We start from the raw sequence: 15,415 nt of genomic DNA on the forward strand, positions 1-15,415 counted from the left end.
AGTAGAAAATCTCTTGGTAATGCGCCCTTGATTATACCATAAGCAGCATTCGAATCAGGAGATGACTTAAGTCACCTTCGATTCATGACTTTTTGTACCTTCGCTACAGATTGCGATCCGTTACAATACAAATATGAAATCCAGCGGCGGAAGCCGAAACGGAAGAGGGGCGTAAAAGGGATGGGTATACTTGAAGTGGATCATGTTGTGAAACGATACGGCAGCAAGCTGTCCGTGGATCATTTGAACCTTAGTGTTGGCAAAGGCGAGATTTTTGGATTGCTCGGTCCCAATGGAGCAGGAAAAAGTACGACCATCAGCATGATTGCAGGGCTCCTGAATATGGATCAGGGTGAAATTAGATTAGATGGCATATCGGTCAAGGAGCGACCGCTTGAAGTGAAACGCAAGATTGGACTGGTTCCGCAGGATCTGGCTTTATACGAAACCATGTCTGCTGCCGAGAATGTGACTTTTTTTGCCCGACTGTATGGACTGCGTGGGAAATTACTTAAGGAAAGAGTGCAGGAGTCCCTTGAATTTGTAGGGTTACAGGATAAAGCAAAGGATGCCCCCTCGACCTTCTCTGGTGGTATGAAACGCAGGTTAAACATCGCATGTGCGATTACACATCGCCCGGATCTAATTATCATGGACGAACCGACAGTTGGCATTGATCCGCAATCTCGGAATCATATTCTTGAATCGGTACGGACACTCAACAAGATGGGTTCAACGATCATATATACAAGTCATTACATGGAGGAAGTGGCGGCGATTAGTCACCGGGTTGCGATTATGGATCAGGGGCGAATTATTGCCTGTGGGACTGAAGCAGAGCTGAGAGAACGGGTAGCATCGGAGGAAAAAGTAGTGCTCTCCACTTCCGGTATCGGTCCCGACGTCGTGGAAGAACTGAAACTTCACCCCCGTGTGCGGATGGTAGACGTTTCAGAGAATACACTGACCATTACGCTGCCTTCGGCACAGCAGGATCTCCAGGATCTGCTCTTCATTTGCAGCAAACATGAAGTATCCATTCAGTCGCTCAAGGTCGAAGAGCCGGATCTGGAAACGTTGTTCCTCAATCTGACCGGGCGTACGCTTCGGGACTAGGGGGAGCAAGAGATGAATATATGGCATATTTGCATCTTTGAATTAAGGCGTATTCTTAAGATTCGATCTGTGGTGTTAAACCTGTTTATTTTGCCGTTGTTACTGATTTTTATATTGGGCACGGCACTTTCCAGTACGATGGGTACGGCGGATGATGTTATTCCGGATACTGTACGTGTGGGAATCATTCATTTGAGTACTGAATCTGGTGGAGGATCAAGTACGGTTAATCAAGCGCTGGATACATTCGTTAAATCCCCGGAAGTGGCTGAGATGGTCAAGGTGCAGAACTTTACGACTGAAGAAGAGGCTGTTCATTCGTTGCGTACCGACAAGCTGGACTTTGCTGTAATGATTCCTTCGGATTTTGAGCAAAACGTGGTGATGGGGAAAGAGGCCAGGTTACAGTGGATACGAGGAAAGGACAACACACTTAATACCTTGGGTGAAACTTTATTCACACGTTTTACGGATGAATGGAACCGACAGATGGCGATTACCAAAGTGCTCGGTCCGGAAGTAATTGCTGCGATGGCCTCTGCTTCGGAGTCTGGTGCGGCGAATTCCACCTCCATTGCTGTCACTAATCCTGGTAAGACAGGTACGGCGTATAGTGCCTCCCAATACTATGCAGCTTCCATGCTGGCAATGTTCATGTTGTACTCAGGCATGACTACCAGTACCAGCCTTTTTGGAGAGCGTGATAACAAAACGTTAATTCGCCTTCAGGCTGCGCCGATAGGTAATGGAGTTATTTTCGCTGGCAAAATTGCAGGTAATAGTCTACTCGCTTTCTTACAAGCAACAACGATCATACTTATGACATACTGGCTCTACGGTGTGGATTGGGGAACCCATCCTTGGTATATTGTGCTGACTTGTGTATGTATAACATTGGCCTCCATGACTCTTGGCGTGATCGTCGCACTGGTATGCAAAAGCACAGCATCGGCCAGTGCAACCTTACAAGGTATCATCGTTGCCATGACATTCATCAGCGGTGGGTTCATGCCCATTCCGATTGATTTTGTACAACGGCTTAGCCAATTTACGGTTAACCACTGGGCGCTCCAAAGTTTTCTGAGAATGATGCTGGATGCACCTGTAGCTGAGATCCTGTATAACATTCTAATGTTAGGCGTAGTATGCGCTGTATTACTGCTCATCTCAGGATTGATCTATAGAAAGGCAGGATACCGATATGAATAGTCTACACATCGCCTGGTTGATGATTAGACGTACACTTGGCCGTAAAATGGGCTTCATTACGTTTCTGCTTCTGCCTTGCCTGGTGGTTACAGGAGCGGTTGCTCTTTTTGGAAGCGAGCAGATTACACGTACTGTTATTCCCTATGTGAATGAGGATGGAGGGGTGGCAGGGCCATGGATGATTCATGAACTTGCTGACAAGGAGGAGTACTTGCTCAAACCGATGACAAACGAAGCAGAAGTGAAGGAAGCCATCGCTCAGCAAAAAGGAAGTTCTGGCATCATCATTCCGGCACATTATACGGAGGATCTGTTACAAGGAAAGCCAACCGAAATTCAATTGGTGGAACTGCGTATAAGTGAAAGTTCCTATACCCTACGAGCAGCAGTTGAAGGTTTGACGAGCGGATTGTTACAATCTGCTTCAGCTGTTAAGGTGGCGGCAGGTCCTGTCTCAAGTGAGACTGATATACTATCGAGTATACAGAAGCCATTTGAACAGCTTTTACAGGAGATAGGAAAACATCAGGTTGCTGGTGAAGTCACCGATCTGCAGATCTATCCCAAGCCAGGCCTGAACAATGTGACTGGATTTACAATCATGTTTATGATGGGGCTGTTGACCAGTGCAGTGGCTGTGATAATGGAAGATCGCAGGAAACGTACGATGGCCAGAGTATATACGGCACCCGTCCGTGCATATGAGATTGCGCTTGGTAATTTCCTCGGCAGCTTTGTCATTGGCATGATACAGATTGTTATGGTTTTGGGAGTCAGCAGGTGGCTGCTGCATTATGATGCCGGTATTCCTTTTGGCATTCATTTCATCATCTTGGCTGCATTCATGCTGGTCTCCATGGGGATCGCAAGTACCGTGGCAGGATTAATCCGTAATCCCAAAAATGCCAATATGCTGAATTCACTTGTCATTATGCCAACCTGTATGATAGGTGGTTGTTTCTGGCCGATCTCGTTGATGCCGGATTATATGCAAAAGCTCGCCAACTTTGTTCCACAGAAATGGGCGATTCAGGCGGTGGAGACGATCTCTGCTGGCGGTACATTGTCGGATATCACATTGCCACTATTGATTTTGTTTGGCATGGCTGCCATTTTACTGACTGTTGGCTCTGCGATTCTACGCCCTAGCCAGCCAGGAGTAGAGGCATAAGGTAATACGACATAAAAGAAAGCACACTCTGCTGAATTGAATTCAGTTAGAGCGTGCTTTCTTTGCATAAGGAATGATGCATTATGTGAGATATTGATGATTAAGGTTGGAGTTGACGCAGGACCGTTATTTCAACCCGACGGTTCTTTTGTCTTCCGGCGGCTGTGATGTTGTCACCCGTTGGGCGAGTATCCGCATATCCGGCATACTGGAATCCGTCCGGGTTAAGTTTCTCTGTATCCAGAAAAAATCGTAATACAGACAGTGCACGTTCCCCGGAAAGCTGCCAGTTATCGGTATAGGCGGAGTTTGCTCCCACAGGAACATTATCGGTGTGACCCTCAATGCTGACAACGGTGTTCAGATCACGGAACAGGCTGGCAAGTTTACTTAGCGTTGGTGCTGCACCGTCCTTTAGAGCGGCCTGTCCCTGATCAAACAGGAAGCGGTCACTAAGTGTAATGGATAGGCCCTGTGGCTTGTCCGCAACAAAAATCTGATTTTCCAGTTTATTATCCTCGATATATTGGGTAATCACATTGAACAGATTTTGCAATTCCTGCTCCTGTGATCTGAACTGTTCTTCCCGTTCTGTGAGGGGCTTGTTGTCATTATCTGGTGTTGCAGTCCCGGAATCGGAAGGGTTTCCTTCACCATCTGAAGGATCTTCACCCTGCACCTCGGATGGTGGAGTCTCTGTAATCGTTTGACCGGGTTTCTCACCGAGTCCCTCACCAAGCTCAAGGATTGAGTCGGACGCATTAAATGTATTTTGTAACGATTGAGTAACGACGTCATATTTACCGGAATCCAGATTGCTCATGGCATACATGATGACAAAAAAGATCAAAAGCAGAGTTATGAGATCGGCATAAGTAATCATCCAGCGATCCCGATGATCGATAGTTTCACGTTTTCCGCGCCGTTTACTGCGCCGACTCATCCAATCCCTCCTTTGCTAGGGGGCGTATATGCTGACGATGCGTAAGGGTGAAGGACTCCAGTCTTTTGCGTACAAGCTGGGGATTCTCACCGTTCTGAATGGCAAGTACACCTTCGAGAAGCATTTCCATGGTCTGTACTTCATCGGCACCTCTGGATTTGATCTTAGAGGCAATGGGCAAAAAGATAAGATTGGCACTGGCGACCCCATACAGGGTTGCGGTAAAGGCAACAGCAATGGCAGGTCCGAGTCCGGTTGGATCGGTCAAACTGCCAAGTACCTGAATAAGTCCCATCACGGTTCCGATGATCCCCATGGTTGGAGCGTACCCACCAGCGGATTCGAATATTTTGGCGTAACCCTCATGTTTTTGTTCAATAGAATCGATCTCCATCTCCAGGATCTGGCGAACTACATCCTGATCGGTACCATCAACAACCATCTGAATACCGTCTTGCAAAAATGGATGCGGATGATCCATAACCTTGCGTTCCAATGCAAGTACACCTGAGCGGCGTGCGATTGAAGACATCTCCACCAGTTCTTCAACCCACAAGCCTGACTCATTATTGTTACGTCCAAAAGCCATACGCAGGGCAGCTGGAATCGTACGAAGGCGATGCGCCGGGAAACTGGCAACCACAGCAGCAATCGTTCCACCGAATACAATTAAAGCAGCCGTTTTTTGCAGGAGACCAGACAATTGGCCGCCTTCCCACAAAAAACCGCTAATGACTGCGGCAATTCCGGCAATAATACCGATAAGTGTCGCAATATCCATAAATTAACCCACTCCTATCTTCATTTCACGTTTGCATCACTAAAACGAACGAGGTATAATTAAACGGGAACAAATATTCCTATTACTATAAGTTTTCCCATATGAAAATTCGGGGAACTTCGACAATATATAGTGACTATTATTTTAGACGATAGGGTGAGATACGGCAATGAGCGATATTATAATGAGCGACAAAACGTTCGAAATCGAGTCAGAGTTTTCTCCCCAAGGTGATCAGCCTGCAGCCATTATAGAATTGGTGAAGGGTGTTCAGGAGGGGAAGAGATACCAGACACTACTGGGTGCAACGGGTACGGGTAAGACGTTTACGATAGCCCAGACGATAGCCCAACTGCAACGTCCGACGCTGATTATTGCACACAACAAAACGTTAGCAGCGCAGCTTGCAAGTGAGTTCAAAGATTTTTTTCCTAACAACATGGTTGAGTATTTCGTCAGTTATTACGATTATTTTCAGCCAGAAGCATATATCCCGTCCTCCGATACTTATATCGAGAAGGATTCAAGTATTAATGAAGAGATAGACAAACTGCGGCACGCAGCGACAAGTTCGTTGTTTGAGCGCAGGGACGTCATCATTGTAGCGAGTGTATCCTGTATTTATGGTTTGGGTTCACCGCACTCGTATTCAAGCATGTTGCTGTCACTCCGGGTAGGCATGGAGAAACCGCGCAATCAGATTTTGTCTCGTCTGGTAGAGATCCAGTATCAGCGGAACGATATTAACTTTGTGCGGGGTACGTTCCGTGTTCGTGGGGATGTTGTTGAGATTTTCCCTGCCTCCAAGGGTGAACATGCAATTCGGGTTGAATTGTTTGGTGATGAGATCGAGAAAATTACGGAGATTGATGTGTTAACCGGAGAACTGATTGGTGAACGTGAACATATTGCCATCTTCCCGGCGTCTCACTTCGTAACGCAAGAAGAGACAATGAAGGTTGCGCTGGTGAACATTGAGCGTGAACTGGAGGAGCGTCTTGAAGTGTTGCGTGAACAGGGGAAATTGCTGGAGGCTCAGCGACTGGAGCAGCGCACACGGTATGATATCGAGATGATGAAGGAAGTTGGATTCTGTTCGGGGATTGAGAACTATTCCGGTCCGCTGACTTTCCGCGAACGCGGCGATACCCCATACACACTGATGGATTACTTCCCGGATGATATGTTGATCGTGGTCGATGAGTCTCACGTGACTCTGCCACAGATCCGTGCGATGTACAATGGTGACCAGGCGCGGAAGACGGTATTGGTTGAGCATGGTTTCCGTCTGCCGTCAGCGCTGGATAATCGTCCACTCAAATTCGATGAGTTCGAAGGCAAGATGGATCAGATCATCTATGTATCGGCCACACCAGGCCCGTATGAGATAGAGCATACCGATACGATGGTGCAACAGATTATCCGTCCAACCGGACTGCTTGATCCAATCATTGAACTGCGTCCAACAAAGGGGCAGATCGATGACTTGATTGGTGAGATTAACGACCGGATTACCAAAGACGAGCGTGTGTTGATTACAACATTAACGAAGAAGATGTCCGAGGACCTGACGGATTATCTGAAGGAAGTTGGAATCAAAGTTCGTTATCTGCACTCCGAGATCAAGACGTTGGAACGGATGGCGATTTTACGTGATTTAAGATTGGGCGTTTTCCATGTCCTAATCGGAATCAACTTGCTCCGGGAAGGTCTCGATCTGCCTGAAGTATCCTTGGTAGCCATTTTGGATGCCGATAAGGAAGGATTCCTGCGTTCCGAACGCTCATTAATCCAAACGATTGGTCGTGCCGCGCGGAACAGCGAGGGTCGCGTTATTCTATACGGTGACAAAGTGACCGATTCGATGGATAAGGCGATAAAGGAAACCGAACGCCGTCGTGAAATTCAGATCGCGTACAACGAGAAACATGGCATTACACCGCAGACGATTCGCAAAAAAGTGCGTGACGTGATTGAGGCAACCAAAGTTGCCGAATCCAAGAAAGACTATCTCACAGGCGCAGCCGAGAAGATGTCGAAGAAGGATCGCCAGGCGCTTATTCAGCGCCTAGAGGTAGAGATGAAAGATGCAGCCAAAAACCTGCAGTTTGAGCGTGCTGCCGAGCTTCGCGATGCGTTGCTGGAACTTCGCGCTGAATAAGATACAGCTCATTCATATGCTCCGGTAAAGATGGATCTGTAACAAGAGAACGGCCAATTGGCCGTTCTCTTGTTGAGTAAGGAAATCGTTGATATCTACCGATAATAAGAGATGTTGAAATCTTGAAATCAAGTCTATACTGATAGAAATGTTGAAATTGGTTAAAAGGTTTATAGGAAAGCAATTGGGAGTCGAGAGTGCCCCAGTGTTGACCTTTGGAGCCGAGCCGAAGGCAATGGCGACCTGACGCGACCAGGGCGAAGCCGAGAGCGTCCGCTCTTGACCTTGGAGCCGAGCCAAAGGCAATGGCGACCCTGTCGCGACCAAGGCGAAGCCGAGAGCGTCCCGCTCTTGACCTTGGAGCCGAGCCGAAGGCAATGGCGACTTGTCGCGACCAAGGCGAAGCCGAGAGCGTCCCGCTCTTGACCTTGGAGCCGAGCCGAAGGCAATGGCGACCCTGTCGCGAACGTGGCGAAGCCGAGAGCGTCACCTCCCAGTAGAGCGGCCACATAAGGTTCCGGCAATGAGCCGGAACCTTATGTGGAGCCGCGGGCACACGACAACCCTTCACATAGCAAGACCCGACCCCTCACCGTTGCACCGCTTGTTTCGGGTGTCCAGAGGGCTGCGCCCTCTGGGGCCCTCCCTTGGAAGGGAGGGTTTGGGAGGGATCGAAAAGCCTTTATAAAGGTTTGGATTAACACACTGAGAGGATGAATACTATTGGCGAGCGATAACATTGTCATTAAAGGCGCACGAGCGCATAACCTGAAAAATATCGACATTACCATCCCACGTGACCGCTTTGTTGTATTGACCGGCCTGAGTGGCTCAGGCAAGTCCTCGCTGGCTTTTGACACGATCTATGCCGAAGGACAGCGGCGTTATGTAGAATCATTGTCAGCTTACGCACGGCAGTTTTTGGGACAGATGGAGAAACCGGATGTGGATTCCATCGAAGGATTATCTCCTGCCATTTCAATAGATCAGAAAACAACAAGCCGTAACCCACGTTCCACAGTAGGAACCGTGACCGAAATTTATGATTACCTGCGCCTGTTATTTGCACGTGTGGGCCATCCACATTGTCCGGACCATGGCGTGGAGATCAGTTCCCAGACCGTAGAACAAATGGTTGACCGCATTATGCAATATCCAGAGCGTACCCGGTTGCAGATTTTGGCACCCATTATCTCGGGCCGTAAGGGTGAGCACAAAAGTGTATTTGCCGATGTGTCCAAACAGGGCTTTGTTCGTGTACGAGTGAACGGGGAATTGCGTGACCTGTCAGAAGATATTCAATTGGAGAAAAATAAAAAGCATACCATTGAAGTCGTTGTTGACCGGATCGTCGTTAAAGATGATGTACAGGCGCGTCTGGCCGACTCTATTGAAACAGCACTTAATTTGTCCGGTGGACAACTACTAGTGGACATTATGGGCGAAGAAGAGCTGCGCTTTAGTTCCAACTTTGCCTGCCCGGTGTGTGGATTCAGTATTGAAGAACTTGCACCGCGGATGTTCTCATTTAACAGTCCCTTCGGAGCTTGCCCGGATTGTGATGGTTTGGGTGTCAAAATGATCGTTGACCCTGATCTGCTCGTCCCGGATCGGACTAAGACCATCGAAGATGGAGCTTTTGATGCTTGGACAGGTGGTACATCCACCTATTATCCGCAGTTCCTGAAGTCAGTATGTGAGCACTTCAACATTCCGCAAAATGTACCTGTCGAAGATCTGCCAACTGAGCAGATGAACAAGTTGTTGCAGGGTACAGGTACGGAGAAAATCCGTTTCCGCTATGAGAATGATTTTGGACAACGGAAGGAAGCGCTGGTTACCTTTGAAGGTATCGTGAATAACCTGGAGCGTCGTTACCGTGATACAGCTTCTGAAGGTATTCGTGAATTCATCGAAGGTTACATGAGTGCGAAGCCTTGTGGTACATGTAAAGGTCAGCGTCTGAAACGGGAAAGTCTCGCAGTTACGATTAATGATCACAACATGGCGTATGTGACTAGTTTGTCCATTGGTGAAGCTGGCCGATTCTTCGATTCATTGGAATTGAGTGAGAAAGAGCAGACGATTGCCAAACTTATTCTGAAAGAAATCAACAGCCGTCTAGGCTTCCTCGTGAATGTCGGTCTGGATTACCTTACACTGAGTCGTGCTGCCGGAACATTGTCCGGTGGGGAAGCCCAGCGGATCAGACTGGCTACACAGATTGGTTCCAGCCTGATGGGTGTGCTGTATATTCTGGATGAGCCAAGTATCGGTCTGCATCAACGGGATAATGACCGCCTGATTTCAACCCTTGCGCATATGCGGGATATTGGTAACACATTGATCGTGGTTGAACATGATGAGGACACGATGATGGCTGCCGACTATATTATTGATATTGGCCCGGGTGCAGGTATACACGGAGGTACCATTATGTCACAGGGTACACCGCAAGAGATCATGAACGATGAGAACTCCTTAACCGGTCAATATCTGAGTGGACGCAAATTCATTCCGATTCGTACAGAACGTAGAAGTGTAGGAGACCGTTGGTTGGAAGTACGTGGAGCCAAAGAAAATAACCTGAAGAATCTGAATGTGAAGATTCCTGTAGGTGTATTTACTGCGGTAACGGGTGTGTCTGGCTCAGGTAAATCCACATTGATCAATGAGATCCTCTACAAAACGCTGGCACGTGATCTGAACCGTGCTCGGGTACGTCCGGGTCAACATAAAGAGATTCGTGGTCTGGAGCATATCGATAAAGTTATCGATATTGACCAGTCGCCAATCGGGCGGACACCACGTTCCAACCCGGCTACGTATACAGGTGTCTTTGATGATATCCGGGATCTGTTTGCTCAGACGAACGAAGCCAAGGTACGTGGATACAAGAAAGGCCGGTTCAGTTTTAATATCAAAGGTGGACGTTGTGAAGCCTGCCGTGGAGACGGTATTATCAAAATCGAGATGCACTTCTTGCCGGATGTCTATGTTCCTTGTGAAGTCTGCAAAGGCAAACGATACAACCGGGAAACACTTGAAGTGAAATATAAAAACAGAAATATTTCCGATGTGCTGGAAATGACGGTTGAAGATGCAACCCAATTCTTCGAGAACATTCCGAAGATCCATCGCAAAATGCAGACGCTGATGGATGTGGGATTGGGTTATATCAACCTGGGACAACCTGCAACCACATTGTCTGGTGGTGAAGCCCAGCGTGTGAAGCTCGCTTCCGAGCTGTATCGCCGCAGTACAGGGAAAACCATCTACATCCTCGATGAGCCGACTACCGGTTTGCATGTCGATGATATCGACCGTTTGCTGAACGTGTTGCACCGTCTGGTTGATTCCGGGGAATCGGTGTTAGTGATCGAGCATAACCTGGATGTGATCAAAACGGCAGACTATGTTGTTGATCTGGGTCCAGAAGGCGGTAGCGGTGGAGGTACCATTGTTGCAACCGGAACACCTGAGGATATCGTTAAAGTGGAAGCTTCTTATACCGGCAAGTACTTGAAGCCGGTTCTGGAGAGGGATACCGAGCGGAGCAAGGCACTGCAGTTGGTGGACTAAGGTCCTCTAACCAGTAGTTATATCAATATGAAGTGGCAGTATTGGCCCTTCTTTTCGAAAAGGTAAAGACGTTGGATTACGATCTGATGTGCTCTACTTCCGAGAAGAAGGGTTTTTCATTTTGAGTTATGCACGGTGTTTCCTTCGGACTAAGGTTATTTGGTGAAAGTGTTTACATATGCATTGCGACGAACGTTACAGGAATATTCGGCCGAATTGTCTTTTTTTCATTTTTATGGATGATAGGGCTTGCATTACAAGCAGGGTACAGATAACATAGAGGAAGATATTAGGGTATGCGTTAGCTGTTCAACTATGGTAAGGAGGTCTGTCTATCCATGCTGTTTGCAGAAGCTGCCACGGCGAGTACATCGAATTTTAATGCATTTGATATTTTTGTCATCTTATTTACGATCCTGATTTTCATCGGAGTTGTTCGGCTTCTTCGGGCACCGAAGAAAAATCTGTTTGCGATCGGATTTGCAGTAGTCAGCCTACTGGTATTTCTGATGACAGACTATGCGATGATAACCGGTTGGTTTGCTCAGTAGGAATGCCACTGAAGTGAATGGAATTTAAGCCAATAGTGCATGTTCAAAAAGATCGGTTTTCAGTACCGAGAAGATGGGATGAAGCTAGAAATGGAGTAGCGGAGCGTAGGGAGAACTACGTGAGCAACGGACATTTCGGCTGAATTCCATATTCGATGCTGATGATGCCACTAGGCATCCTTGGTAATCAAAAGCGGACTTTTTGAACAACCTCTAAAAGAGGTACAGACGAACACTTTCCAGAGAGACATGGAGGGTGTTTTTTTCATTTATACTGAAACGATTGAACAGGATTCTATCTTCTCTACTAAAATAGGACTTAAAACAATTGTATATCCAGATTCTGTATGATACATTGAGGGATACCGGAATTGCAGATGAGAGAAAGAGAGAATAGATTCAGCGATGAATCCGATGTCGAGTCGCGCAAGAAGGATGTATAGAGAGGGTCAGGTGAGAATATGAGCGTGTTGGGTAAAAAGGGGATAGCCATTCTGATGGCTGCTGTACTCTCGATTAGTGTAGCGGCAACGGCCGGTGCAGCTGAATCCAAAGCGGCGATGCAAGCGAAAGTGGTAGACGGTCAAGTCTATGTGAACACCAAGGATCTGCTCAAGGCAGTTGGTGGAAGTGGACAATATGATGCCAAATCCGGAACGTACACGTACAAGGGAAGTGAAGCCATTCCCAAAGTGATCGAAAAGGTATCTCCTTCTGTCGTAGGAATTATTGGGAAATCTACCGAAGCGCAGGACGGTGCAACATCAGACGACCGTTATAATCTTGCACATGGTACAGGTGTCATTATCCGGTCGAACGGATGGATTGTAACGAATGCTCACGTGGTCGACGGATTAACGAACCCCGTGGTCGTAACGACGGATGGCAATACATACAAAATTACGAAAACATACAGTGATGCACTAAGTGATCTGGCTCTAATCAAAATCAATGCCAAATCACTCAAACCGGCGAGCTTTGCCAAAGCTTCACAAACCACTGTTGGAGAAACGGTGATTGCCTTGGGTACGCCGATTTCCTTTTCTTTGCGCAACTCGGCAACGGTAGGGGTAATTAGCGGCTTGAATCGTGGTGTTGAGGCGACCTACCGGTTGATTCAGACCGACACGGCCATTAACCCAGGAAATAGCGGAGGACCACTGGTCAACCTGAAGGGTGAAGTGGTTGGTATCAATTCCATGAAATTTTCTGCGGTCGGCGTAGAGAGTTTGGGATTTTCGATTCCGGTGGATACCGTTCAATATATCATCGATCAGTTTTTTAAATATGGCAAAATAAAACGTGCAAGTCTGGGGCTACAGCTGGAGGAAAGTTGGTCTGCAATTGTGGGCCTGCCTACAGATGATCCCTTAACGATTACGGGCGTACTGTCTCCAGAAGCCAAGAAAGCCAAAATCAAAGAGGGCGATGTCCTTTACAGTGTTGCGGGCACACGTGTCTCTTCAGTAGTGGATATCAATGAGTTGCTCAAAAAGTATCTGCCTGGGCAAAAGGTTAAGCTGTTGATGCAATCGGATGGCGATATCGTCACCCGCACGTTGGTGCTTGCTGATCGCGCAGACATCGTAGACGAGGAAGATGAAGCGTTCCTTGCAGATGAAGAACAATAAAGCCCGGCGATCAGCCCGGATGGAGAGAGGACGAAAGAACGGAATGAAAAAGTCATGGATACGTGTGCTAAGCACAGGTGTATTAACCGGGATGCTGACCATTGGCGCGGCATTGCCTGTATGGGCATCTGATCTGACGACAAGTGAACTACGGGTGAAAGCGGGGAGCACGAGCGCCTATATCAACGGCGATAAGCAGGCCATAGCCAAACCTTACAAGTTCAAGGGTGTTACGATGGTGCCTGTGGGAGTGTTCAAGAAAGCATTTGGCAGTGAAATCCGGTTGGAGAAAAATGATGTTGTCAAAATCAAGGAAGGTCCACACACGGTTACCCTAACGATTGGCAGTTCAATTGCCTGGGTGGATGGTGTAAAACATGAGATGGGTGCCGCTCCCAAGATGGTGAATGGTGTACTTATGGTTCCACTTCGTCCGGTTGCTGCCGGTATCGGGGCGACGCTAGCTCCAACTAGCTCCGGAGAAATGGTCATTCGTCTGTTGCAAACCGATGATTCGGTGGATGACGAGGATGGCATTCATCCGGATGAAGGCAAAACCAGAATTGGCAACAGTTTTTACGGTTGGTCCATTAACTACCCGGCAGACCTTATAGTTTTCCAGACCGGTGAGCAGGAGCGCATGATGACATTCGGCGCTGCGGACAACAGTTATTATCTTGAAGTGTATGTTAGCGATCAGGATGTGGCTCTGGATGCGGATGATTTGTTGCAGCAACTTGTCCAGGAGGCCAAACAATCGGGAGATACGGTGCTGGATCGTGAAGCGGTGTCGAAAGGCAAAACACCTTATGCACGGATTATCGTGAAAGATGTAGACGGCATGTTATGGGAGATGCGTCAGTATCTGAGTGAAGGTCGTCAATATGATGTGTACCTCGCGGATTACGAAGCCCTGAATTATAAAGATCTGGGCAAACGTGCAGCGCTACTCAATTCATTCCAGCCAACCTATGCAGAGTCGGATCGAACGATTAAGGATCTATCCACCGTAGATAATGGCATGCGCTCCGCGTGGAACGATGACTATGGTATTGAATTGAAGATTCCAGCCGGCTGGTCGATGGATAACAATCAGATGATCTATGAAGCCAAGGATGGTGCGTATCTGCAATGGCGTGTCACTTCGGCGAAAGCAGGTACAACGGTAAAAGACTGGAGCGGCCAACTGGATAAGTGGATGCGCGAGACATTTACACCAGAGAGTTACGAGCCAATTGGTTCATATACGATGGATATCTCAGGAGAAACTGCCGAGGTGAATGAATTCCGTTATAACTTTGGTGGGGGCTGGCAGACCGAGTTTGATGTTCTTTTGCAGAAAAATGGGTATCGATATTATGCAGAGTATACGTTCCCTGAGGAGCAAAGTGCAGATCGGGCATGGTTTGAACGGATTATGAAGAGTGTGGAGATTGATTTTGATACGGTTGCCGATAATTTCGGTCAGCTGGATGAAGATCCGTATTTGACAGACAAAACGAAGACACTTACACGTACGTCCAAACGTTATAAATACAGTGTAGATATTCCGCGTTACTGGACGCCGTATAGTGATCGATTCGAATACTCACCTGTGGTGTACACCTTTACTGGCGGAGAATTCTCCATTGCGGCGAGCGAAGACAAGTCGATCGAGATGACGGTCAGCCAATTGAGAGAAGCCTATGCCGAAGCCACCAAAACCCGTAAGAACTTCAAGTTTCTTGGCAGTGAAGAGCTGACGTTTGCGGGTGTGCCTGCATTTTCCTTTACGTATCATGAGCTGGACAAAGGCGTGCCATATGCGGGTCGTCAGATCGTGTTTGAAAAGGACGGAACAACCTATACGATCACAAGTGGGCTGAATGATGCCAACAAGACAGAAGTTCAGGCGGCCGCCTTGGAAAAAGCAGTGAACTCATTTACTTTTATTAAATAATGTAGTGGAGCCGGAGGGTCAAAAGACCTTTCGGCTTATTTGTTTTCTGTATAAGATAAATTAAATATTTACACTGGGACGAAGAGTGCAGAACCGATCTGAAGAAGCGAAGCGTGCGCGTTTATCACCAGATTTTTCCCCTTTAGAAAAGGAAATAAAAAAAATCTGGGGGTAACAGCGATCGGAAGATGGTACTGCAATCGAAGTGTCTAGTGTAAATCTTAATGGAAATGAAAATGGTAAACGGTTTTTTCAGGAAAACGTAGAAGAGTCGGTGCAGAAGTGGTACACTATACTAGTTCAGGAGTTATGACTGCTGATCTGATGAATA

Annotated in this window: 10 protein-coding genes; 8 read left to right on the plus strand and 2 right to left on the minus strand. The window is 47.4% G+C overall.

Annotation, left to right across the window (positions count from 1 at the left end; translation table 11 throughout):
- Positions 1–180: 180 nt before the first annotated feature.
- Genes MHB71_RS28375 through MHB71_RS28385 form a run of 3 tightly spaced genes read left to right on the plus strand, consistent with a single transcriptional unit; the run spans position 181 to position 3,496 of the window.
- Positions 181–1,116 carry an ABC transporter ATP-binding protein gene (locus MHB71_RS28375; RefSeq protein WP_036667718.1) on the plus strand — a complete coding sequence of 312 codons (936 nt, stop codon included), beginning with the start codon at positions 181–183 and terminating at the stop codon, positions 1,114–1,116.
- Between the two features lie 12 nt (positions 1,117–1,128).
- Positions 1,129–2,325: an ABC transporter permease gene (locus MHB71_RS28380; RefSeq protein WP_340028274.1), complete on the plus strand. Its 1,197-nt coding sequence runs from the start codon at positions 1,129–1,131 to the stop codon at positions 2,323–2,325.
- Positions 2,318–3,496, plus strand: coding sequence for an ABC transporter permease (locus tag MHB71_RS28385; protein ID WP_339191160.1), 1,179 nt, complete (start codon positions 2,318–2,320; stop codon positions 3,494–3,496). The genes MHB71_RS28380 and MHB71_RS28385 overlap by 8 nt, the downstream gene beginning before the upstream one ends.
- Before the next feature lie 100 nt (positions 3,497–3,596).
- Here MHB71_RS28385 and MHB71_RS28390 read toward each other — a convergent pair whose 3' ends face one another.
- The gene (locus MHB71_RS28390) at positions 3,597–4,439 is read right to left on the minus strand and encodes a flagellar motor protein MotB (protein WP_340028275.1); all 843 of its coding nucleotides are present in this window, start codon (positions 4,437–4,439) and stop codon (positions 3,597–3,599) included.
- The gene (locus MHB71_RS28395; RefSeq protein ID WP_062837042.1) at positions 4,423–5,220 is read right to left on the minus strand and encodes a flagellar motor protein; all 798 of its coding nucleotides are present in this window, start codon (positions 5,218–5,220) and stop codon (positions 4,423–4,425) included. The genes MHB71_RS28390 and MHB71_RS28395 overlap by 17 nt, the downstream gene beginning before the upstream one ends.
- A gap of 169 nt (positions 5,221–5,389) precedes the next feature.
- On the opposite strand from MHB71_RS28395, the gene uvrB reads away from it, so the two are divergent.
- The 5 genes from uvrB (at position 5,390) to MHB71_RS28420 (ending at position 15,084) form a co-directional block, all read left to right on the plus strand.
- Positions 5,390–7,381, plus strand: coding sequence for an excinuclease ABC subunit UvrB (gene uvrB / locus MHB71_RS28400; protein WP_076328766.1), 1,992 nt, complete (start codon positions 5,390–5,392; stop codon positions 7,379–7,381).
- 723 nt (positions 7,382–8,104) lie between these two features.
- The gene (uvrA, locus tag MHB71_RS28405) at positions 8,105–10,963 is read left to right on the plus strand and encodes an excinuclease ABC subunit UvrA (RefSeq protein WP_340028276.1); all 2,859 of its coding nucleotides are present in this window, start codon (positions 8,105–8,107) and stop codon (positions 10,961–10,963) included.
- Between the two features lie 338 nt (positions 10,964–11,301).
- Complete coding sequence (locus MHB71_RS28410; protein ID WP_017692026.1) at positions 11,302–11,514, plus strand: hypothetical protein; 213 nt, start codon at positions 11,302–11,304, stop codon at positions 11,512–11,514.
- Between the two features lie 461 nt (positions 11,515–11,975).
- Positions 11,976–13,145, plus strand: coding sequence for a trypsin-like peptidase domain-containing protein (locus tag MHB71_RS28415; RefSeq protein WP_340028277.1), 1,170 nt, complete (start codon positions 11,976–11,978; stop codon positions 13,143–13,145).
- A 43-nt stretch (positions 13,146–13,188) separates the two neighbouring features.
- A complete protein-coding gene (locus tag MHB71_RS28420; protein WP_340028278.1) occupies positions 13,189–15,084 on the plus strand; it encodes a stalk domain-containing protein in 1,896 nt (631 codons plus the stop codon).
- Positions 15,085–15,415 lie beyond the last annotated feature (331 nt).

It is taken from the genome of Paenibacillus sp. FSL H7-0940 (genome assembly GCF_037979415.1).
Lineage (GTDB): Bacteria > Bacillota > Bacilli > Paenibacillales > Paenibacillaceae > Paenibacillus > Paenibacillus amylolyticus.